General features: G+C 38.6%; 23 protein-coding genes and 1 pseudogene. 21 read left to right on the forward strand and 3 right to left on the reverse strand.

The window, feature by feature from the left end:
- The first annotated feature begins 34 nt into the window (after positions 1-34).
- The 5 genes from yabA to nth all read left to right on the forward strand — a co-directional run bounded on the left by yabA (position 35) and on the right by nth (position 3,050).
- A complete protein-coding gene (gene yabA / locus HMPREF2876_RS01925; RefSeq protein ID WP_003025601.1) occupies positions 35-352 on the forward strand; it encodes a DNA replication initiation control protein YabA in 318 nt (105 codons plus the stop codon).
- Positions 353-354: 2 nt separating this feature from the next.
- A complete protein-coding gene (gene rsmI / locus HMPREF2876_RS01930) occupies positions 355-1,221 on the forward strand; it encodes a 16S rRNA (cytidine(1402)-2'-O)-methyltransferase (RefSeq protein ID WP_070584036.1) in 867 nt (288 codons plus the stop codon).
- A gap of 2 nt (positions 1,222-1,223) precedes the next feature.
- The gene (locus tag HMPREF2876_RS01935; protein WP_070584038.1) at positions 1,224-1,730 is read left to right on the forward strand and encodes a methylated-DNA--[protein]-cysteine S-methyltransferase; all 507 of its coding nucleotides are present in this window, start codon (positions 1,224-1,226) and stop codon (positions 1,728-1,730) included.
- Between the two features lie 19 nt (positions 1,731-1,749).
- Entirely contained in the window at positions 1,750-2,103 is a 354-nt protein-coding gene (locus HMPREF2876_RS01940) for an arsenate reductase family protein (RefSeq protein WP_024052030.1), read from the forward strand.
- Positions 2,104-2,426: 323 nt separating this feature from the next.
- The gene (gene nth, locus HMPREF2876_RS01945) at positions 2,427-3,050 is read left to right on the forward strand and encodes an endonuclease III (RefSeq protein ID WP_024052029.1); all 624 of its coding nucleotides are present in this window, start codon (positions 2,427-2,429) and stop codon (positions 3,048-3,050) included.
- A 24-nt stretch (positions 3,051-3,074) separates the two neighbouring features.
- Here the strand turns inward: nth and HMPREF2876_RS01950 are convergent, their stop codons facing one another.
- Positions 3,075-3,902 (reverse strand): exodeoxyribonuclease III, encoded by an 828-nt coding sequence (locus tag HMPREF2876_RS01950; protein ID WP_024052028.1) that lies wholly within the window; start codon positions 3,900-3,902, stop codon positions 3,075-3,077.
- A 115-nt stretch (positions 3,903-4,017) separates the two neighbouring features.
- Between HMPREF2876_RS01950 and HMPREF2876_RS01955 the strand changes: the two genes are divergently transcribed.
- From HMPREF2876_RS01955 to HMPREF2876_RS01985, 6 genes and pseudogenes are all read left to right on the forward strand, one after another.
- The gene (locus HMPREF2876_RS01955) at positions 4,018-4,251 is read left to right on the forward strand and encodes a hypothetical protein (RefSeq protein ID WP_024052027.1); all 234 of its coding nucleotides are present in this window, start codon (positions 4,018-4,020) and stop codon (positions 4,249-4,251) included.
- Positions 4,252-4,620: 369 nt separating this feature from the next.
- On the forward strand, positions 4,621-5,520 hold the full coding sequence (locus HMPREF2876_RS01965; RefSeq protein ID WP_070584040.1) for a CPBP family intramembrane glutamic endopeptidase: 900 nt from the start codon (positions 4,621-4,623) through the stop codon (positions 5,518-5,520).
- The gene (locus tag HMPREF2876_RS01970; protein WP_024052025.1) at positions 5,507-5,785 is read left to right on the forward strand and encodes an autorepressor SdpR family transcription factor; all 279 of its coding nucleotides are present in this window, start codon (positions 5,507-5,509) and stop codon (positions 5,783-5,785) included. The genes HMPREF2876_RS01965 and HMPREF2876_RS01970 overlap by 14 nt, the downstream gene beginning before the upstream one ends.
- Positions 5,775-6,410, forward strand: a complete 636-nt coding sequence (locus HMPREF2876_RS01975) for an SdpI family protein (protein WP_070584042.1) — start codon at positions 5,775-5,777, stop codon at positions 6,408-6,410. The genes HMPREF2876_RS01970 and HMPREF2876_RS01975 overlap by 11 nt, the downstream gene beginning before the upstream one ends.
- A 179-nt stretch (positions 6,411-6,589) precedes the next feature.
- A pseudogene (locus HMPREF2876_RS01980) lies at positions 6,590-7,044 on the forward strand (DUF3290 family protein).
- The gene (locus tag HMPREF2876_RS01985) at positions 7,041-7,673 is read left to right on the forward strand and encodes a DUF421 domain-containing protein (protein ID WP_003034245.1); all 633 of its coding nucleotides are present in this window, start codon (positions 7,041-7,043) and stop codon (positions 7,671-7,673) included. The pseudogene HMPREF2876_RS01980 and the gene HMPREF2876_RS01985 overlap by 4 nt, the downstream one beginning before the upstream one ends.
- Before the next feature lie 362 nt (positions 7,674-8,035).
- Here HMPREF2876_RS01985 and HMPREF2876_RS01990 read toward each other — a convergent pair whose 3' ends face one another.
- The gene (locus HMPREF2876_RS01990) at positions 8,036-8,281 is read right to left on the reverse strand and encodes a SemiSWEET family transporter (protein WP_024052022.1); all 246 of its coding nucleotides are present in this window, start codon (positions 8,279-8,281) and stop codon (positions 8,036-8,038) included.
- A 249-nt stretch (positions 8,282-8,530) separates the two neighbouring features.
- On the opposite strand from HMPREF2876_RS01990, the gene metG reads away from it, so the two are divergent.
- A complete protein-coding gene (gene metG / locus HMPREF2876_RS01995) occupies positions 8,531-10,528 on the forward strand; it encodes a methionine--tRNA ligase (protein WP_024052021.1) in 1,998 nt (665 codons plus the stop codon).
- 353 nt (positions 10,529-10,881) lie between these two features.
- Here the strand turns inward: metG and HMPREF2876_RS02000 are convergent, their stop codons facing one another.
- Positions 10,882-12,063: a DUF2974 domain-containing protein gene (locus HMPREF2876_RS02000; protein ID WP_024052020.1), complete on the reverse strand. Its 1,182-nt coding sequence runs from the start codon at positions 12,061-12,063 to the stop codon at positions 10,882-10,884.
- Between the two features lie 93 nt (positions 12,064-12,156).
- Here HMPREF2876_RS02000 and HMPREF2876_RS02005 point away from each other — a divergent pair, with 93 nt between their 5' ends.
- The 9 genes from HMPREF2876_RS02005 to HMPREF2876_RS10810 all read left to right on the forward strand — a co-directional run bounded on the left by HMPREF2876_RS02005 (position 12,157) and on the right by HMPREF2876_RS10810 (position 20,394).
- The gene (locus HMPREF2876_RS02005) at positions 12,157-12,843 is read left to right on the forward strand and encodes a response regulator transcription factor (RefSeq protein ID WP_024052019.1); all 687 of its coding nucleotides are present in this window, start codon (positions 12,157-12,159) and stop codon (positions 12,841-12,843) included.
- Positions 12,827-13,807 (forward strand): sensor histidine kinase, encoded by a 981-nt coding sequence (locus HMPREF2876_RS02010; protein WP_024052018.1) that lies wholly within the window; start codon positions 12,827-12,829, stop codon positions 13,805-13,807. Before HMPREF2876_RS02005 ends, HMPREF2876_RS02010 begins: the two co-directional genes overlap by 17 nt.
- A 122-nt stretch (positions 13,808-13,929) precedes the next feature.
- Entirely contained in the window at positions 13,930-14,688 is a 759-nt protein-coding gene (locus HMPREF2876_RS02015) for a TraX family protein (protein ID WP_042754036.1), read from the forward strand.
- A 61-nt stretch (positions 14,689-14,749) separates the two neighbouring features.
- Entirely contained in the window at positions 14,750-14,878 is a 129-nt protein-coding gene (locus HMPREF2876_RS10800; protein ID WP_024052016.1) for a hypothetical protein, read from the forward strand.
- A 14-nt stretch (positions 14,879-14,892) separates the two neighbouring features.
- The gene (locus HMPREF2876_RS02020) at positions 14,893-15,660 is read left to right on the forward strand and encodes an ABC transporter ATP-binding protein (RefSeq protein WP_070241572.1); all 768 of its coding nucleotides are present in this window, start codon (positions 14,893-14,895) and stop codon (positions 15,658-15,660) included.
- Positions 15,653-17,641 carry an ABC transporter permease gene (locus HMPREF2876_RS02025; protein WP_070241573.1) on the forward strand — a complete coding sequence of 663 codons (1,989 nt, stop codon included), beginning with the start codon at positions 15,653-15,655 and terminating at the stop codon, positions 17,639-17,641. The genes HMPREF2876_RS02020 and HMPREF2876_RS02025 overlap by 8 nt, the downstream gene beginning before the upstream one ends.
- Positions 17,642-17,787: 146 nt before the next feature.
- On the forward strand, positions 17,788-19,176 hold the full coding sequence (locus HMPREF2876_RS02030; protein WP_024052013.1) for an APC family permease: 1,389 nt from the start codon (positions 17,788-17,790) through the stop codon (positions 19,174-19,176).
- A gap of 269 nt (positions 19,177-19,445) precedes the next feature.
- On the forward strand, positions 19,446-19,991 hold the full coding sequence (locus HMPREF2876_RS10805; protein WP_024052012.1) for a S41 family peptidase: 546 nt from the start codon (positions 19,446-19,448) through the stop codon (positions 19,989-19,991).
- Positions 19,984-20,394: a S41 family peptidase gene (locus HMPREF2876_RS10810; protein WP_261674193.1), complete on the forward strand. Its 411-nt coding sequence runs from the start codon at positions 19,984-19,986 to the stop codon at positions 20,392-20,394. Before HMPREF2876_RS10805 ends, HMPREF2876_RS10810 begins: the two co-directional genes overlap by 8 nt.
- Positions 20,395-20,422: the final 28 nt, after the last annotated feature.

Below are 20,422 nucleotides of genomic sequence, written 5' to 3' on the forward strand. Positions count from 1 at the left end.
TGTGCTACGTTGGCACAGGAAAATGGTAGTGAGGATGAATAAAAAAGAATTATTTGATGCTCTTGATGAATTTTCTCAAAATCTGCTTGTGACTTTGGCAGAAGTAGAGGCAATTAAGAAAAATCTGAAAGGCGTAGTAGAAGAAAACGTAGCGCTTCGTTTGGAAAATGATAAATTACGAGAGCGATTGGGCCAAGTGGAGCATACAACAACACCAAAAACAAAAAGAAATCGCGATAATCTGCGTAAATTATACGAAGACGGTTTTCATGTCTGTACGGATTTTTATGGTCAACGCCGTGAAAATGATGCAGAATGCATGTTTTGTGACGAGTTGCTGTTTAGGGAGTAAGCATGCAGATTCAAAAAAGTTTTAAAGGTCAGTCTCCTTATGGGAAGCTCTATCTGGTGGCTACTCCGATTGGGAATATGGACGATATGAGCATCCGTATGGTGAATACTCTGAAAGAAGTCGATTTCATTGCAGCAGAAGATACCAGAAATACTGGTTTGTTGCTCAAGCATTTTGGTATTACTAAGAAGCAGATTAGCTTTCACGAGCATAATGCCAAAGAAAAAATCCCTGATTTGATTCGTTTGCTGAAAAGCGGGCAGAATATTGCTCAGGTTTCGGATGCCGGCTTGCCTAGTATTTCGGATCCGGGGCATGATTTAGTTAAAGCTGCTATTGCTGAGGAAATCGCAGTAGTGACTGTGCCTGGTCCCAGCGCAGGCATTTCAGCTTTGATAGCTAGTGGCTTAGCTCCACAACCTCATATTTTTTATGGATTTTTGCCACGCAAGTCTGGTCAGCAAAAAGAGTTTTTTTCTAATAAAAAAGCCTATCTAGAGACACAGATTTTTTACGAATCTCCTCATCGGGTCAAAGCCACTTTAGAAAATATGCTCAGTATCTATGGGGATCGTTCTGTAGTACTAGTACGGGAATTAACTAAGATTTATGAAGAATACCAGCGCGGCTTGATTTCGGAAGTGATTGGCTTTATTACGGAAAATCCACTAAAAGGTGAATGTTTGTTAATCGTAGAAGGTTTTAAGGAAGAAGAGATTGAACAGTCAGAAGCGGATTTGTTGGCAGAGGTTGATCTTCTAGTAGCAGCAGGAGCAAAGAAAAATCAAGCTATCAAAGAAGTAGCGAAAAAATACGGCTGGAATAAGAGTGAATTATATGCTCGTTATCATGAGCAAGTCAGTGAGTAAAAATGACTTTTTATAAACAAATTTATATTTCCCCTTTAGGAGAAATGTCTTTGGTTGCTGATGTGACAGGGCTTGTTGGAGCTTGGTTTTTCAAGCAGAAATATTTTGAGCGTGGTTTAGAGAAAGCTACGATGCCAGTAGAAAATGATATTCTGAAAAGAACTCGTCTTTTGCTAGATGATTATTTTAGCGGAAAGTATCCAGACTTTTCGAGTCTTGTTTTGGCTCCTGTTGGGACGGATTTTCAACAACGGGTCTGGGCTTATTTGCAAACTATTCCTTATGGGAGAACGGTCACGTATGGTCAGATAGCAAAGGAGTTAGATATTCACTCGGCGCAGGCTGTTGGTGGCGCTGTGGGCAGAAATCCCTTTTCTATCATCGTTCCCTGTCATCGAGTTCTGGGAAGTCAAGGGCAATTAACCGGTTATGCTGGGGGATTAGACAAGAAAATGTGGTTGCTGAAGCATGAAGGCGTAGAGCTTAGCGAGAAAGCTTTAGATAAATGATACAAATGGAGAAAATGATATGTTACGATTTATTGAATATCCAAAATGTTCGACCTGTCGCAAAGCCAAGGCTGAATTAAGCCAGTTGGGTTTGGACTTTGAAGCAGTAGATATTGTCAAGGAAACACCGAGTAAAGAGGAAATTTTAACTTGGATGGAAAATTCTGATTTAAACATCAAATCTTTCTTCAACACTAGCGGGCTCAAATATCGTGAGCTAGGTTTGAAAGATAAACTATCAGGATTGTCCGACGAAGAAGCCGCAGAGCTTTTAGCAACCGATGGCATGCTCATCAAACGACCAATCTTAGAAAAAGACGGAAAAATCCTGCAAATAGGCTACCGCATAGAATATGCAATATTAGATTTGTAAATAAAAAAGAAGTGAGGCAACAATTGCGATTTTAAAGAAATCCATTTTGTCGTCTCACTTCTTTTTAAGCTCTCTATTTTGGTATCATTGCTGTTCGTGTTATAATGTTTTTATATACTGAGAAAATTTCTTCAAACCTTGTTATCTTGGGAGTGAGATAGAACTAAAATTTGAAAATGTTAATCGTCGCTCTTTTGATTTAATCATCCGATACAACATATTCCGTCAGATATTTTGTATAGTCTCACCTTGCAAGGTTGCTAAACAGTCTGTGAGACTGTTTGATTTTCATTGAATATTAGTAAAAAACGAAAAGAGAAAAAATGGTTTTATCAAAAAAACGTGCGCGAAAGGTAATTGAGGAAATCATCGCCCTATTTCCAGATGCAAAACCTAGCTTGAATTTTACCAATCATTTTGAATTGTTAGTCGCAGTCATGCTGTCAGCTCAAACGACCGATGCAGCAGTCAACACAGTCACACCAGCCCTTTTTAAAGCCTATCCAACTCCACAGGAAATGGCGGCGGCTTCAGAAAGCGAAATTGCCAGCTATATTGCTCGTCTGGGGCTTTATCGCAATAAGGCTAAGTTTTTGAAAAAATGTGCTCAGCAGTTGCTAGATGACTTTGGCGGTCAAGTCCCACATACACGAAAAGAATTGGAAAGTCTTGCGGGTGTGGGACGCAAAACAGCCAATGTGGTCATGAGTGTTGGCTTTGGTATTCCAGCTTTTGCGGTGGATACCCATGTGGAGCGGATTTGCAAACACCATGATATTGTTAAAAAGTCCGCTAGTCCTTTAGAAGTCGAACAACGTGTGATGGAAGTTCTGCCCAAAAATGAATGGCTTCCAGCTCACCAAGCTATGATTTGCTTTGGTCGTGAAATTTGCCACCCAAGAAATCCTGAATGTGACCAGTATCCACAACTGTATCATTTTGATTGAAAAAAAGAGGAGAAACCTCTTTTTTTATAACTCAATTTCCAATACAATTGGTGTGTGGTCTTGCCTTGTACCTGAGTCAATCATTTCTGACTTGGTTACTTTATCTGCAATTCGATTGCTAGTCAGCCAGTAATCAATTCTCCAGCCACTGTTATTGATTTTGCTGGTCTTGCTGCGTTGTGCCCACCAGCTATAAACATTTGGAATATCGCCGTGAATGTAACGGAAAGTATCCGTAAAACCACGATTTAACAGATTGGTAAATCCGGATCGTTCTTCATCTGTAAATCCAGGTGAGCGACGGTTGCTAGAAGGATGAGCGAGGTCAATCTCATTGTGGGCTACATTGTAGTCCCCTGTCGCAAGGACAGGTTTTTCTATGTCTAAAGCTGTTAGATAGTCAGCATATTTTTTGTCCCAGATTTGTCGTTCTTCTAAACGTTTTAAACCATCACCTGCATTGGGAGTGTAGACTTGTGTGACAAAGAATTTTTCAAACTCAAGGGTAATAATACGCCCTTCGGCATCCATAGTAGAAGGTGCACCGATTTCTGGGAAGGTTATTTTTGGAGATAGATTCTCTTTGTATAAAAACATAGTTCCTGCATAACCTTTACGTGCAGGTTCTATAGAAGAGCGCCATGTAGTTTCATAATGTGGGAATAATTCATCCAAAACTTTTAGATGTTTTTTAGTTGGTCCGTTAGCAGATAATTTAGTCTCTTGAATGGCGATAATATCAGCGTCTAATCCTACTAAAGTCTGTAAAACAGCTTGTGACAATTGCGCGCGTGCGGAGTCACTGGTCAAAGCTGCATTGAGAGAGTCAATATTCCAAGAAATGAGTTTCATATAGATACCTTTTCTAGATTCATTTTTTTCTATTGTATCAAAAAATGACTGACTCGGCGAGTTTGAGGTTGTAAAAAGGAGAGTAAAGTGTATAATACTGGTGAAAGGAGATATAATGGGAGGACTATTGTTACATATTGTTTTATTCATATTCTTTATTTGGTACCTGATTAGGTTACTTCGTTTGAAGGGAAAGCAATCTTCTACTGAACCATTTTGGATACCTAAAGAAATCGGTGTGGGAATTGGGAACAATCCAAGGAACACAGCTGGTTTTTGGGTAAGTCTGGCTGTGACACTTTCTATTCTTACTGTTCTTCTTGTTTTGATAGTATCTTTGATTTTGTAAAAGAGATTTGGGAAAATGTTTTTATAATAATATTGTTTGTAAAACGCAGTTTAGTGTGGTTTACTCAAAAAATAGGGCAGGTGATAAATAGATCTTTCGTAGAAAGCAATAACAAAGTTTTAATCAAGTTTATTGACGCTGCTCTCGTTAGCTGTATTTGTAGCCTTCAACAGCTCCTCGGACTACTGGAGCTAATCATTGCTGCTGCGGAGCGGAATGACAAAATCCAACTCTTTAAGTTATTGATTTTGTCCTGCCCTCTTTCTTTTTTAAAACTATTTAGAAAAAAGTCTAAATAGGTCTTGTGTTTTTTAAAAGAAAGAGTATAATTCTATTTAGAAGATTATCTAAATAGAAAGTGTAACTTAAATGTCGAAGAAAACGGATATGCTTACTTTTATTTTTTTATCTTATAGCTTAGCTTGGTTGATTTGGATTGGGCTATGGTTAGCTAATGTCAAGCTTGGCGAGCCTATCGCTCAGGCTGGAACTATTCTTGCCATGTGGATGCCAGCTTTTGCTTTTTTTATCTTAAAGAAAATGAGATCAGCAAACATGAAATTACAGGCTCAATTTTCAACAAATCTCAAAGGATGTTGGCGCTATTATTTATTAGTGCTTTGGTTGCCTGCGGTATTGAGTTTTTTAGGAGCAGGACTGTATTACATCGTCTTTAGCAAACAGTTTAGTCTTGGTTTTGAGATGTTGCGAGAAATGCTGGGAAGAACAGGTAGTCCTCAAATAAATCTTCCCATACAGATCGTTATTTTTGCACAACTATTTTCAGCTTTGACGTATGCGCCTTTTCTTAATAGTCTGTTTGCTATTGGTGAGGAAATTGGGTGGCGTGGTTATCTTTATCCAGCACTACGCAAGCGTTTTTCAATAGTTCAAGCACACTTATTAGTTGGACTTATCTGGAGTATTTGGCATCTGCCGATTAATTTGCAGGGATATAATTATGGACTAACTTATTTTGCATATCCTTGGCTGGGAGTGCTTGCAATGTTTGTTTTTTGTTTTAGTTTAGGCGTTTTATTAAGTTGGGTGATGGAAAAGACGAATTCTATCTGGGCTCCAGCACTCTTGCACGGTGCTGTTAATGCCATTGTTGGCGTGGGTCTTTTATTTCAATTGCCAACAGAAAAAGCATTAGCCTTGCGTATTCTAGGTCCGACACCCACAGGACTTCTGGCAGTTTTACCTTTCTTGTGTTTAGCGCTAGCCATTTTACAAAAAGAAAAGAGGGAAACTCATGAGTTTCGCTAATACCTTTAAGGCCTTATCTCATCCTGTGAGAAGAGCGATTTTAGATTTGTTAAAAATGGGCAGTCTGTCTGCTGGGGAAATAGCGGAACATTTTGAGCTGACGGGAGCTACCATTTCGCACCATCTTAATATTTTAAAAAAAGCAGATTTGATTTTGGAGACGCGCCAGAAAAATTATATCTATTATGAACTCAATACTTCAGTCTTGGAAGAAATTGTAGTTTGGTTAGCTGAATTGAAAGGAGATAAGACTAATGAAGATTGATAAAAAACTATTGATACTAACAAGTGCTAGTATTTTGGTGCCTATGTTGATAGGCTGCTTTTTCTGGCAACAGTTGCCCCAAACAGTCGCAACGCATTTTGATTTTTCGAATCAAGTAAATGGATTCAGTAGTCGAGGGTTTACTGTTTTTGGTATTCCTAGTTTTCTGCTGCTTCTACATTGGTTTTGTTTATTTGTGACTAGCAAGGATCCTAAATCTAAGAATATTAGCTTGAAAATGTGGCATCTGGTTTATTGGATTATTCCTTTGACATCTTGTTTAGTCATGACAGCTATTTATGCGCAAGCCTTGGGTTATGCAGTTAATCATGCTCTGATGAATGGTATGTTTTTAGGAGTTCTATTTATTGCTATTGGGAATTACATGCCAAAAACTCGTCGCAATTATACGGTTGGTATACGTTTACCATGGACTTTGGATAATGATGATAATTGGATAAAGACACATCGTCTGGCTGGTAAAATTTGGGTAATTGGTGGTATTATCATTTTCTTTAATGGTTTCGTTCAGATTGCAGTTACGTTCGTGCTTGTTTTTACTCTAATCATTATGATTGTAGTGCCAATGATTTATTCTTACTGGTTATCTAAAAGGATACATTGATTCATTTGCTGTTTAGCTTGAAACTTTTTTAGTCTAATTATCGTTGTGGGAGCGGGACGACAAAATTGAACTCTTTGAGTTGCTGATTTTTGTCTCGCTCCTATTATCTTGTTAAAATACGATTTCTAGAAATATTGAAAAATTTTCTATAATAGACCGAGAAAATAGAGGGAGAAAAAATGAAATTTTATTCTTATGATTATGTTTTGAGTCAAATCAACCAGCAAAACTGGGTGACGATTGGACTTTCTATTTTGTTGTTACTTGTGACAGTTTTTTTGCTTTTAAGGCTTATCGAAATAAGCGCGATTCGAAATTTCGTGAATTGGCGATTATCTCCATTTTGTCTTTGATTGCTATCGTTCTGATTGGGATTAGTACTTTTCAGACCAATCAAGCCTCTAATAACCAGTTCCAAACTTCTCTTCATTTTATTGAAGTTATTTCAAAAGATTTGGGAGTAGATAAGTCAGAGGTTTATGTCAACACTTCAGCTGCGACGGATGGAGCGATTTTAAAAGTTGGAGAAGATTTTTATCGAGCTATGAGTGGCAGTGAGCCAGATAAGTATTTACTGGAAAAAATTAAATTACATAAGACAACGGATATCAAATTAGTGGAGGTTAAAAAATGACATTGAATTTTCTTGAAATCCTGATTAAACTAGCGTTGGGGCTGTTTTCACTCGTGTTTGTTATCAATGTGACAGGAAAAGGAAATCTGGCACCTAATTCCGCAATCGACCAGATTCAAAATTATGTTCTAGGTGGTATTATTGGTGGGGTGATTTACAATAGTTCTATTAACATTCTCCAGTATGCGATCATCCTCATTATGTGGACGATTTTGGTCTTGACTCTAAAATGGCTCAATAACAATATTCGGACAGTCAAGCATTTGATTGATGGTAAACCGACTACCCTGATTCAGCACGGGAAGTTAAGCCCTGAAGCCTGCCGCTCCGTTGGCCTTTCAGCGGCTGATGTGGCTCTGAAGTTGCGTAGCCAAGGAATTTTTCAACTAAAGCAAGTTAAACGAGCAGTCATGGAACAAAACGGTCAGCTTATTGTCGTACAGGCAGGTGAGGAAAATCCGAAATACCCCATTATCACAGACGGTGTTGTCCAGATTGATATTTTAGATTCTATTGACAAAACAGAAGAATGGTTAATCGAGAGGCTTGCTAAGGAAGGCTATACTGATATTTCTAATATCTTCATCGCAGAATATGAAAGTGGTAACTTGAGCGTTGTGACGTATTAAGAGTATTTTCCTTTTTGAATAGATAAAAGCGAAAAAGAGAAAAGGAGATCTTGCTAGGAATCTTGCAGAGAAATTAGGATAAAGGTGCTGCGAAGCTTATTTGAGATAAAAAGGTGAAAAATGAAGCTGCTGTTGAAATTATAGTTTAAAAACAGATAGCATTAAAGATAGCAAAGGAATATTAAAAAATCTTTTTCTAAAACGGCACAAATATAAAAAATAAAGCTCTATCTGACTAGTCCATCCAGATAGAGCTTTTGTTTTTGAGTAAATCAGAATTTTTGTTTGTAATTCTATTCTTGTAAGAACTGTCAACAAAAATCCTTACTGTCAGATAGGACAGTAAGAGAATTCAATCAGGATTAGAACATTGCTGTTAGTACAGTAATAAATCCAAATACAATACCTGGAGCATTTGCAGTAGCAAGTGGTAAATCGCGTTCTTTTTTAAACAAACCATAATAAACCCAAAGGCTACAGTTGATTGCAACTACCAAAGGTTGGATAAAGTTTCCCTTATGTCCAGCTAAATTGTCCATAATTTGTGGGATATAAGATACATACATCATAACAGACATGAATGTCGCCACCCAACCTATCATTTTCATTCGTTTCCATAACTCCTCATAAAACGTAGTGTAGAGAACGAAAACTCATTTATAACATACTAAGTTCATATAAAACAAGCCTCATTCAATACTATTATTTTATACTAAGAATAAGATTTAAGCAAGAATAATATACTAATGATTATGAGTACAACGTAAGTCAACTCTATTTTTCATTTAAAAAGCTGTGTAATATGTTATAATAAAGTGTTACTAAAAAAGGTTTCATTTGCCTTGAAAGGAAAAACTATGACTGAAAAGAATTTTTATATTACAACACCAATCTATTATCCAAGCGGCAAGCTCCACATTGGCTCTGCTTACACGACCATTGCCTGCGATGTCCTTGCTCGTTACAAGCGTCTTATGGGTTATGATGTTTTTTATTTGACAGGGCTTGATGAGCACGGTCAAAAGATTCAACAGAAAGCAGAAGAAGCGGGTGTTACTCCTCAGAAATATGTGGACGGGATGGCGAAAGGAGTAAAAGAACTTTGGCAACTGCTGGATATTTCTTATGATAAGTTTATCCGCACAACCGATAATTATCATGAAAAAGTAGTAGCAGATGTTTTTGAACGTCTCTTAGCTCAAGATGATATTTACTTGGGTGAATATTCAGGCTGGTACTCTGTTTCTGATGAAGAATTTTTCACTGAAAGTCAGTTAGAAGAAGTTTTCCGTGATGAAACTGGCAAGGTTATCGGAGGAATTGCCCCATCAGGTCACGAAGTTGAATGGGTGTCAGAAGAATCTTACTTCTTGCGTTTGGGTAAGTACGCTGACCGTTTGGTAGAATTTTTCCATGCACATCCAGACTTTATTCAGCCTGATGGTCGCATGAATGAAATTATCAAAAACTTTATCGAGCCAGGATTGGAAGACTTGGCAGTATCACGGACTTCCTTCACTTGGGGAGTGCCTGTACCGTCCAATCCAAAACACGTTGTGTATGTCTGGATTGATGCTCTGCTAAATTATGTAACAGCTCTGGGCTATGGTCAGGATGCGGATGCCAACTTTGAAAAATTCTGGAATAACGGTACAGTCTTTCATATGGTTGGGAAAGACATTCTGCGCTTCCACTCCATTTATTGGCCAATTATGCTCATGATGTTAGACTTGAAATTACCAGAGCGCCTGATTGCCCACGGTTGGTTTGTTATGAAGGACGGCAAGATGTCTAAGTCTAAAGGAAATGTCGTTTATCCAGAAATGCTGGTAGAGCGTTTTGGACTTGATCCGCTTCGCTATTATCTCATGCGTAGTCTTCCAGTCGGTTCTGATGGCACTTTTACGCCAGAAGATTATGTTGGTCGTATCAACTATGAACTAGCTAACGACCTTGGTAACCTCCTCAACCGCACGGTTGCTATGATTAACAAGTATTTTGAAGGTGAAGTTCCAGTTTATGTGGAAAATGTGACGGACTTCGATGCTGATTTGGCAGCAGTAGTTGCTGATAGTTTGGCACAATACCACAAACAGATGGATGCTGTGGATTATCCACGCGCCCTTGAAGCGGTTTGGAATATTATTTCTCGTACCAATAAATACATTGATGAGACAGCTCCGTGGATATTGGCGAAGGATGAAGCTAAACGTGATGATTTAGCAGCGGTTATGGCACATTTGGTAGCTAGTTTACGTGTGGTGGCACATTTGATCAAGCCATTTATGATGACAACAAGTGACGCTATCTTGAGTCAGCTTGGTTTGCCAGAGGCAACTTCGCTGGAAAATCTTAACTTGGCAGGATTGTCAGCAGGCTTAACTGTGGTTAAAAAAGGAACACCAATCTTCCCACGCCTAGACATGGACGCAGAGATTGCCTACATCAAGGAGCAAATGGAAGCCAATAAGCCAGCCATTGAAAAGGAATGGGAGCCAGAAGAAGTAGAACTCAAACTCAACCGCAAGGAAATCAAGTTTGACGATTTTGACAAAGTAGAAATCCGTGTCGCAGAGGTTAAAGAAGTTTCTAAAGTTGAAGGTTCTGATAAATTGCTTCAATTCCGCTTGGATGCGGGAGACGGCGAAGATCGTCAAATTCTGTCTGGGATTGCTAAATACTATCCAAACGAGCAAGAATTGGTTGGCAAGAAAGTCCAAATCGTAGCGAACCTCAAACCACGCAAGATGATGGGACGTATCAGCCAAGGCATGATCCTCTCAGCAGAATATGGTAATCAACTAACTCTGCTCACAGTAAATCAAAATGTACCAAATGGTAGCTTGATTGGGTGAGCCCACAGGAAGATTAGAATTAAAAAGGAGGCTGGGACAATAATGTCTCAGCCTCGCTTTGTTTATCGTTACGGTCAATGGAATAAAAGAAATTGGTAGTCTATACCTACATCAACGGCTTATCTAAGAATTGTTTCCCCACGTCTGAGGGCCGGATAATTTTCCTAAAAAGTAGTTCACGTCGTCCGAGAGTCGGACAGTCTGCCTGAAAAGTGGTTCACTTCGTCTGAGGCTCGGATAGCCTGCCTGAGAAGAAGTTTGCTCCGTCTGAGGCTCGGACGACCTATTTGAGTAGTAGTTAAAAAAAGGAGTGAGACAGGACTCCCTTTTGTAGTATAAAACATAATGATGCACTATTCATCTTTATTTAAAAACGAAAACCTCTCCGCCAGACTAGTCCAGCTTTCTCGTATATCGATCATAAAAACAGCTGGATTAGGTGTTTTAAAGTCGTCAATCCAAGCTTGGTAACGGATAGAGATGAGCAGGCGTGTTAGGCGGCTGAGCATTTCTTTTTCTTGCTCGGTAAGGGCTTGGGCATTTTGGACGATAGTCAGCAATTTCTTGATACTGTTGGGTTGGAAAAATTCATCAATGGACGTAATTTGAGCGTCTAAAATGAGGCCGAAAAAGACATCAAAGAAATCTTTAAGTTCATCATCGGGAACCGTCTCCACCCATTCTTTGAGAGTTTTGTCTGTCTGAATGCTGTCTGGGTTGAGCGTGTCAAGTAAGACAAAGTGCTCATTTTCAATTTGCCAAGAGAAGGTATCATGCTGGGCAATACCACCAATAGCTACACTCTTTACAATGTGCGCTTGCTTAGGTGTTTCCAGCATCATCCCGACAATAGAGCCCTGCGGAATGTAGCGCTTGATTTTTGAAGCCATTTCCTGATAGCCGTCTGTTTCAATCACTGTGTGATTCAATCCCGGAGCGTCAAAACTATAGATTTGAGAAATTCTTGCTTGCAAGGCAGGCTCCACTTGGCTGCCAGCGTAAGTCGCTAGATTGCCACCTTTGGAATGTCCTGTCAAGATAAAGGTCGCTGTTGGAAAAGCCTGCATGACCTTTTGAACGTAGCGTACAGCAGTTTGCTGGGCAGGGACATGTTCCATATAAGTCATATGGAAATCTTCCTTCCAGCCGATAATGGAATCATCTGTTCCGCGAAAAGCAATGACAAAGGTATCCAAATCAATCTTATAAGTCATAGCAGCAAATTGTTTTTGCACATCAAGATCAATATCATTCACATAACCCAAGAGTTTGATGTTCTTATAGCGTTTCACCTTAGCGGCTTGGTCCAAAAGTGCCAAGCGGTGTTTGGTATTCATCATGGAATTTTCTTGGGGCATGTATTGTGGCACATCAGTTAAACGGCTGGCTTTTTGCAGGTCAAAATCGTCCGTTACGATTGTGTCATAGTTTAGATACGTGATCTCGGTCAAAAGCAGAATATCTAGCTCTGTAAAGGGCTGATCGTAGATACTGTCGTATTGTACATCTTCTAAATAGTTAAAAATATTTCCCATAAAGGTTCTCTTTTCTGAAAATCTATTGTTAGTATAGCATATTTTCGCAAGTCTTTGTTATAATAGAGAAAGAAAGCGGAAATGAGGGATAGGATGCACAAGATATTATTAGTGGAAGACGATGCCGTCATTCGTCAACAAGTCAAAAAAATGCTGGAACAATGGGGATTTGAGGTGATTGCTGTAGAGGATTTTATGCAGGTGCTGACGATTTTTGTCAAGGAAGAACCGCATCTAGTCCTGATGGATATTGGTCTACCGTTGTTTAATGGTTATCATTGGTGCCAAGAAATTCGCAAGATTTCTAAAGTGCCTATTATGTTTTTATCTTCACGTGATCAGGCGATGGATATTGTCATGGCGATTAACATGGGCGGAGATGATTTTGTGACGAAGCCATTTGACAATAATGTCTTGTTGGCTAAGGTTCAAGGACTCTTGCGTCGTTCGTATGAATTTGGGACAGATCAAAGTTTGTTGGAATACCATGGGGTTATTCTCAATCTCAAGTCCATGGATATGATGTATTATGGAGAAGTGATTACGTTAACGAAAAATGAATTTCAAATTCTGCGTGTGCTATTTGAGCATTCTGGCAGTATTGTTTCGCGTGATGATCTCATGAAAGAACTTTGGAATAGTGATTTCTTTATTGATGATAATACCTTATCTGTGAATGTTGCACGGCTGCGCAAGAAATTAGAAGAAGTCGGTCTCAAGAATTTCATTGAAACAAAGAAAGGTATAGGGTACAGGTTAATTAATGGAACATCAGAATAAGCATCTATTTTTCAAATATTATCTGCGTTCTCGAAAACTTTTATGTTCATTGTTATTTATTTTTTATAGTTTGTTGTTTATTTTTTCTTATCTTTTTGAAGATGAACGCACCGTTTTGCAATATGTTATAATACTCTTGCTTTTGACGAGCTTAATAGGACTCATCTTAGACTTTGTGAAACAATATCAAAATTTTCGTCATGCTGTCTTATATGGTGAAAGCGATGCGTACACTCCTTTAGAAGCATTGCTCACCTCCAGAATTAGAACTTTAGAAAAAGATAAAAAAGAGCTAAAAATACAGCATCAAGAAAAGCAGAGTGATTTACTGGATTATTATACACTTTGGGTGCATCAGATTAAGACACCGATTGCTGCGAGCAAGCTCTTGGTGCAGGATTTACAAGAGCAGACGTTCAAAAATCAATTGGAGCAGGAGTTGTTTAAGATTGACTCTTATACGAACTTAGTCTTGCAGTATTTGCGGTTAGAAAGCTTCCATGATGACTTGGTCGTAGAGAAAGAAAATATAGAGGATTTAGTTAAAGAAGTCGTCAAAAAATATACGCTTTTCTTTATTCAGCAAGGTCTTAGTTTGAATTTGCATGATTTAAATCACACCGTTATTACAGATAAAAAGTGGTTTCTTGTCATTTTAGAGCAAGTGCTTTCTAATAGTCTCAAATATACGAAGCAAGGTAGCATTGAAATTTTCTTTCAGGAAGATACCTTGCATATGAAAGATACTGGTTTGGGGATTCAAAATTCCGATCTTCTCCGTGTATTTGAGCGAGGTTTTTCTGGTTATAATGGACGTTTGACGCATCAATCTTCAGGATTAGGGCTCTATTTATCTAAGAAAATTGCGGATAAATTGGGCCATGAATTACATTTGCATTCTGTGGTCGGCGAAGGGACAACTGTGATGATTACGTTCAAAGAGAAGAAATTGTTATTTGAATGAATGCAATCTTACAAAAGTGTAAGGTTGATATCTAAAAATGAAAGGTTATGTTATGGTAGCAGCCTTTCTTTTTTTGTATCATAAGATTAGAAAATAAACAATGTTTGATAAAGGAGGTAGTCATAAAAACAAAAGGATTGAATGCTTTTCAGCTGAAGCTCTTCATGGCTTTATTAATGGTTTTTGATCATCTTGGGAAAATACCAGGCTTACTGTCTGGTGAATGGGAGGGAATTTTTCATGCTTTGACACGTTGTGTAGCTGTTTGGTTCGCTTTCGCAGCAGTAGAAGGGTTTCGATACACACGGAGTCGCTTGCTTTACAATCTGCGTCTCTTTTTCTGGGCAATGATCATGTTTGTTGGAAATACTATTCTCAATTTGCTGTTTCACTCTAAAGGAGTTCAGATATATAATAATATTTTCCTAACGTTAGCTTGCGGTGTACTTGCGCTAATTCTCTTTTTTGGAATTTCGCCCAATGACGACCTAATTAACATTAAACGGCAGCCCATCCGCTTTATCTTAGGACTTGTTGTTTGCTTGCTTGCTGGTTTTGTGACAGAAAGCGGCATGGTCATTATTCCATTTATGTTGATCACCTATACTTGTAGAGAAAAGAGAAATCTCCGCAATCTTCTGTATGGTATTTTAGCGGTTGTCCTATTTTGTATGAGTATTCAGATTTACCCGACATGGAGCGATACGCTGTTAATGATGTTTTATAATTCCGATTGGCTTTTTATCACAGTACTGCCTTTCATTTCACTCTATAATGGCGAACGCGGTTCTGTGACTAAGTGGAGCAAGTATTTCTTTTATATCTTTTATCCAGCTCACTTATGGTTGATTACTTGCATTGCTTACCTCGTTCAAAAATGAGTAAATCATAGTCTTGCAGCGAGCAATTCGCTGCAAAGTAGTATCAAAAAAGGAGAACAAGATGAAATATGGTAAAATTTTATTGAAACAAGACAGTCAATTGCTTCAGACAAACGTAAAAGATATTGGAAAAGCGCAATTTGGCTATGAAGTGAGTCAATCAGCGCAACAGTTATATTTTAGATTTTAAAAAAGGAGAAAATGATGACACTATTAGACGTACAACACGTGAAGAAAATTTACAAAACTCGCTTTCAAGGCAATCAAGTAGAAGCATTGAAAGACATTCATTTTACAGTAGATGAAGGTGATTATGTCGCTATCATGGGCGAGTCGGGTTCTGGGAAATCCACTCTGCTCAATATTCTTGCCATGCTAGACAAGCCAACCGAAGGACGCGTCTTTCTTAATGGCACGGATACAGCGACGATTAAAAACAGTCAAGCTTCGAGCTTCCGTCGGGAAAAATTAGGTTTCGTTTTTCAAGATTTCAACCTGTTAGACACGCTCTCGGTCAAGGACAATATCCTCTTGCCGCTCGTCTTGTCGCGCCGTCCGATTACAGAAATGATGCAAAAGTTGGTTACTACTTGTAATGAACTGGGGATTAACCAATTGCAGGAAAAATTCCCCTATGAAATTTCCGGTGGTCAAAAGCAGCGGGTGGCAGTAGCGCGTGCTATTATCACCAATCCAGAAATTCTGCTGGCAGACGAGCCAACAGGGGCGCTCGATTCTAAGTCTTCTGCGGCGCTTTTAGATGTATTTGATGACATCAATGACCGCGGACAGACGATTCTTATGGTAACGCACTCGACTTCTGCGGCAAGCCGTGCTAAGCGCGTACTGTTCATCAAGGACGGAATTTTGTACAATCAAATCTTCCGAGGAGATAAGACCAAGCGCCAGATGTTCCAAGAGATTTCTGATACCTTAAGGGTTATGGCAAGCGAGGTGAATCAAGGTGCTTAGATTAGCGGGAAAATTAGCGGTTTCTAACCTAGTGAAAAATCGTAGATTATACTATCCATTTACGTTGGCAACTTGTTTAGTCGTCGCTATTTCATATATTTTTAATTCTTTAACGTTTAATCCTCATTTACAAAAAATGCAGGGGGCAAGTTCTATTTCATTTGTCTTGGCTCTTGGAGTGATTATTGTGACGATTGCTGCAGCGATTATCGTTTTTTATGCTAATAGTTTCGTCATGAAAAACCGTTCGAAAGAGCTAGGTCTTTATGGAATGCTAGGGCTTAATAAACGTCATCTCTTTACCATGGTGTTCATTGAGTTATTGATTTTAGGAGCGACGACTGTCACGATTGGTCTTGGATTTGGTATTGTATTTGATAAACTGATTTATGCTTTTTTACTGAAATTAATGGGGTTAAAAGTTGTCCTAGTATCCACGTTTCAATGGTTAGTTCTTATTTCAGTTGTTGTCATCTATGGCGTTATTTTTGCGGGCTTGGTGCTTGTCAACGGTTTGAGGATTCTACGTTTTAATGCTTTGCAATTGGCCAAGGAAAAGAATAGTGGTGAAAGAAAAGGACGATTTCTTCTGATTCAAACGATTATTGGATCGATTTCTTTAGGCTATGCTTATTACCTAGCTCTGAGTGTCAAAAATCCATTGACAGCAATTGGTATATTTTTTATAGCTGTTCTCTTTGTTATTTTAGGGACTTATCTGCTGTTCAATGCAGGAGTTACGGTATTTTTACGGTTGCTTCAGAAAAATAAACGGTATTATTATCAACCTAATAATATGATTTCTGTGTCCAATTTGATTTTTCGGATGAAGAAAAATGCAGTGGGATTGGCAACGATTGCGATTCTTTCAACGATGGTTTTGGTCACCTTGGCTGGAGGTGTCAATATTTATGCAGGTGCTGGTTATCTTAAAAGCGTGATGTATCCCCAAGATTATACGATAAAGGGGAAGGGAGTGTCAGCTGCTCAATTGGATCAGGCATTGACAGAATTTGCAAAAGAGAATCATTTAACAGTCACTAAGAAAAATGCTTATCAATATTATTCGATGGGAATTAAAAATCAAAAGGGCAATCAGCTTGATATTTATCCAAAAGGTGAAACACGAGTTTCTCCACAGGCTTATATTCTGCTGTTTTCAGCTGATGATTATCGGAAAATGACGGGCAAAATATTGAATTTAAAAGATAATGAGACAGCAATCTTTGCAAAAGGAATGTCTATTAAACAAGATCAACCTCTTAAACTGATTGGACAAGAATTGACAGTGAAAGAACTTTTAACAGAGGACTTTGTTCTTGGAAATGTCGTAGATCAGTATAATATCATTGTGCCGCAGTCACTTTTTATGGTGGTCAATGACCCACAAAAATTGGTGGATTCACAAAAGCAACATTACACGATTAATACAGAATTATATGGCGGTTTGAATATCAGGGCTTCTAATAAGAAAAAGGGCGATTTGGATACAGCTTACCAGAAGAAGCTGAAACAGTTCAATACGACGCTCCCCGATAATGCCGGTGTGTATGGTTATACAAGAATCCAAGGTGTGCAGGAAATTATGAGTATGTTAGGTGGCGTTTTATTTATTGGTATTTTCCTTTCAATTGTCTTTATGCTGGGAACGGTTTTGGTAATCTACTACAAACAGATTTCAGAAGGGTATGAAGACCGCGATCGCTTTGTAATTTTACAAAAGGTAGGATTAGATGAAAAGCAGACCAAGCGCGCCATTCGCAAACAAATTTTGACTGTGTTCTTCTTACCGCTTGCTTTCGCTTTTGTGCATCTGGCATTTGCTTATCATATGCTGAGTCTCATGTTGAAAGTGCTGGGTGTCGTAAATGCTACATTGATGTTGGAAGTTACGCTTGGCGTTTGTGCTGTTTTCTTTATCGTCTATGTACTTGTCTTTTTCATCACATCACGCAGTTATCGTAGAATTGTGTCGATGTGAGTTAGCGATAGGTACGGATAATAGTGAAAAGGAGTAGGGCTATTCTTGCTCCTTTTTCAATTTATTTAACAAAAAAGAGGGACGTTTGATTCCTTTTTGATTGCTTTTATGGTAGAATAATTCAATCTAATAAATTGGAGTTTAGGATGAATATTTTTCGTAAAAAAGATGTCAGTAGAGATCGGACTGGCATGCGTCGTCATTTACGGTTGCTTGATTTGATTTTGTTAGGAATTGGCGCTATGGTGGGAACGGGTATTTTCACTATTACTGGAACGGCGGCTGCAACTCTAGCTGGTCCAGCTTTGGTGATTTCGATTATTATTTCTGCTCTTTGCGTGAGTATTTCTGCTTTCTTTTATGCAGAATTTGCGTCAAGAATTCCTGCAAATGGAGGTGCTTATAGCTATCTCTATGCTGTTTTTGGAGAATTTCCAGCTTGGATAGCAGGTTGGCTGACCATTATGGAATTTATGACGGCGGTATCTAGTGTTGCCTCTGGTTGGGCTTCCTATTTGAAAGGCTTGCTGAATGGATTTGGTTTGAGTATGCCAAGAGCGCTTAATGGAACCTTTAATCCGCAAGTGGGAACCTATGTAGACTTACTGCCGATTCTTGTTTTGGTATTTGTAACAGGTGTGGTTTTATTAAATTCTAAAGCAGCTCTGCGATTTAATTCTGCTTTGGTTGTCTTGAAGTTTTCGGCGCTTGCCCTTTTTATCTTTGTAGGGATTTTCTTTATTAAACCTGAAAATTGGTCTCATTTTGCCCCATTTGGCTTTGGAAAATTATATGGTGGTAATGTTGGAATTATGGCTGGTGCTTCTCTGATGTTCTTTGCTTTTCTAGGTTTCGAGTCTATTTCTATGGCAGTGGACGAGATTAAGGAGCCACAAAAGAATGTTCCACGAGGGATTGTGCTGTCTTTGTCTATTGTAACGGTGCTTTATATATTGGTGACACTAGTTTTGACAGGGATTGTTCACTATAGCAAGCTAGATGTAGCAGATGCTGTCGCTTTTGCGCTTCGCAGTGCTGGGCTTGGCTGGGCGGCTAATTATGTGTCAGTGGTAGCGATTTTAACTTTGATTACCGTTTGCATTTCCATGACTTATGCTCTGTCGCGTATGATTTACAGCATTGCGCGTGACGGTTTGTTGCCAAAGTCTTTCAGAAAATTAACTGCCACTAGTCGGGTACCGAAAAATGCTACGATTTTGGTAGGGATAGCTGCGGCAGTATGTGCTGGTATTTTCCCGTTAGCCAGTATCGCATCTTTTCTAAATATCTGCACCTTGGCTTATCTGATTTTGTTAGCAGTGGCTATTTTGAAGTTGCGCAAGGATAAAGGACTTCCTCAAGCAGGGGAGTTTAAAACTCCTCTGGTACCTCTGACGCCAATCTTATCCATTATTATTTGCCTGTCTTTCATGACCCAATATGGCTCTGATACTTGGCTAGCATTCGGCCTTGCCTTACTAGTCGGAACAATTATTTATTTTATCTATGGCTACCAACATTCGGAAATCAATTGATGAGTTTATCTTACAAAAATGTAAGAAATAATTGTAAATTGTAAGATGAGGTTAGGGAAAAGCCCCAGCTTCATGCATTTTATAGTTTGGGTTGTAAGACGCAGTGGTTGGTTGGATATCCTTATCTCTTGTTATACCGGTGATAACGGCTATCCTAACCAACTGTGCGGAGGTGGGACGACGAAATCAAATTCTTCGAATTATTGATTTCTGTCCCACTCTCATTTTTCCATATAATAGTGATAATAAAGTAAGTGATGGAGGAAAAAATGAAAAAGGGATGTATTGGTTGTCTAGGTGTGCTAGGAGTATTGCTTTTAGCGGCATTGGGAGCAGTGTTATATTTCGGTCCTAATGATGATATCTATCTTTTACCACCTAGTCCTGAGCAATACGCAAAATCTGCTCTAAATAAGATGAATTCTGCTCTTTATATTGATGAAAATTGGTCACAAGAAAAGGAAAAAACATTAAAAGAAGTCAAATCTGCCAAAACTTATGCAGATACCTATCCAATTCTAAAGAAAATGACAAAACTATCGGGAGGAAAACATTCTTATTTTTATACACCGAAGGAATTTAAAACTTCACAAAAGGAAGAAAGTCAGCTTCCTGTTGTAAAAAATGAGAATGGCATTCTTTACTTGAAATTACCTCCTTTTATGGGAAACGAGAAAGAAGCTAAGGCTTATCAAACGATCCTAAATCGGGCACTAACTAAGGAAACTTACAAGGGAGTAATTGTGGATTTGGAGAATAATAGCGGTGGCAATATGTATCCTATGATTGGTGGATTAGCTGCTTATTTTGCCTAATGATACTCTCTTTCAATTTGAATATGTAAATGGTCAAAAAATAGGTACTACTTTATCACAAATATTGGCAAGCAAGCAGACAGAAGAAAATTCAAATAGCAGTTCCAAAACAATTCCTATAGCAATTCTAGTTAATGGTAATACAGCTAGCTCTGGTGAAATGACGACATTAGCTTTCAAAGGCTTACCAAACGTTAAAATTTTTGGCAAGCCAACAGCTGGCTATACAACAGGAAATATGGTTTATTCTCTTTATGACGGGGCAACAATTCAGCTGACGGTTTCTCGGATTATTGACCGAAAGGGTAATCGTTATGAAAATACTCCAATCGAGCCAGATATTGCTGCAACCACACCATTGAATGATGCTAGAACTTGGTTACTAGAGCAAATATCGAAATAATCTCTAAACAGCGATTACCGCTGTTTTT

It is taken from the genome of Streptococcus sp. HMSC073A12 (assembly GCF_001812815.1).
GTDB lineage: Bacteria > Bacillota > Bacilli > Lactobacillales > Streptococcaceae > Streptococcus > Streptococcus vaginalis.

Excerpts from the sequence above, each read along its gene's own strand:
- HMPREF2876_RS01985 (WP_003034245.1), top strand. The coding sequence starts at position 7,041 with ATGACATTGAATTTTCTTGAAATCCTGATTAAACTAGCGTTGGGGCTG.
- HMPREF2876_RS01970 (WP_024052025.1), top strand. The coding sequence starts at position 5,507 with ATGAGTTTCGCTAATACCTTTAAGGCCTTATCTCATCCTGTGAGAAGA.
- nth (WP_024052029.1), top strand. The coding sequence starts at position 2,427 with ATGGTTTTATCAAAAAAACGTGCGCGAAAGGTAATTGAGGAAATCATC.
- HMPREF2876_RS02005 (WP_024052019.1), top strand. The coding sequence starts at position 12,157 with ATGCACAAGATATTATTAGTGGAAGACGATGCCGTCATTCGTCAACAA.
- HMPREF2876_RS02020 (WP_070241572.1), top strand. The coding sequence starts at position 14,893 with ATGACACTATTAGACGTACAACACGTGAAGAAAATTTACAAAACTCGC.
- HMPREF2876_RS10800 (WP_024052016.1), top strand. The coding sequence starts at position 14,750 with ATGAAATATGGTAAAATTTTATTGAAACAAGACAGTCAATTGCTTCAG.
- HMPREF2876_RS01990 (WP_024052022.1), bottom strand. The coding sequence starts at position 8,281 with ATGAAAATGATAGGTTGGGTGGCGACATTCATGTCTGTTATGATGTAT.
- HMPREF2876_RS01950 (WP_024052028.1), bottom strand. The coding sequence starts at position 3,902 with ATGAAACTCATTTCTTGGAATATTGACTCTCTCAATGCAGCTTTGACC.
- rsmI (WP_070584036.1), top strand. The coding sequence starts at position 355 with ATGCAGATTCAAAAAAGTTTTAAAGGTCAGTCTCCTTATGGGAAGCTC.
- HMPREF2876_RS10805 (WP_024052012.1), top strand. The coding sequence starts at position 19,446 with ATGAAAAAGGGATGTATTGGTTGTCTAGGTGTGCTAGGAGTATTGCTT.
- HMPREF2876_RS01965 (WP_070584040.1), top strand. The coding sequence starts at position 4,621 with ATGTCGAAGAAAACGGATATGCTTACTTTTATTTTTTTATCTTATAGC.
- HMPREF2876_RS02000 (WP_024052020.1), bottom strand. The coding sequence starts at position 12,063 with ATGGGAAATATTTTTAACTATTTAGAAGATGTACAATACGACAGTATC.
- HMPREF2876_RS01975 (WP_070584042.1), top strand. The coding sequence starts at position 5,775 with ATGAAGATTGATAAAAAACTATTGATACTAACAAGTGCTAGTATTTTG.
- HMPREF2876_RS02030 (WP_024052013.1), top strand. The coding sequence starts at position 17,788 with ATGAATATTTTTCGTAAAAAAGATGTCAGTAGAGATCGGACTGGCATG.
- metG (WP_024052021.1), top strand. The coding sequence starts at position 8,531 with ATGACTGAAAAGAATTTTTATATTACAACACCAATCTATTATCCAAGC.
- yabA (WP_003025601.1), top strand. The coding sequence starts at position 35 with ATGAATAAAAAAGAATTATTTGATGCTCTTGATGAATTTTCTCAAAAT.
- HMPREF2876_RS02010 (WP_024052018.1), top strand. The coding sequence starts at position 12,827 with ATGGAACATCAGAATAAGCATCTATTTTTCAAATATTATCTGCGTTCT.
- HMPREF2876_RS01955 (WP_024052027.1), top strand. The coding sequence starts at position 4,018 with ATGGGAGGACTATTGTTACATATTGTTTTATTCATATTCTTTATTTGG.
- HMPREF2876_RS01935 (WP_070584038.1), top strand. The coding sequence starts at position 1,224 with ATGACTTTTTATAAACAAATTTATATTTCCCCTTTAGGAGAAATGTCT.
- HMPREF2876_RS01940 (WP_024052030.1), top strand. The coding sequence starts at position 1,750 with ATGTTACGATTTATTGAATATCCAAAATGTTCGACCTGTCGCAAAGCC.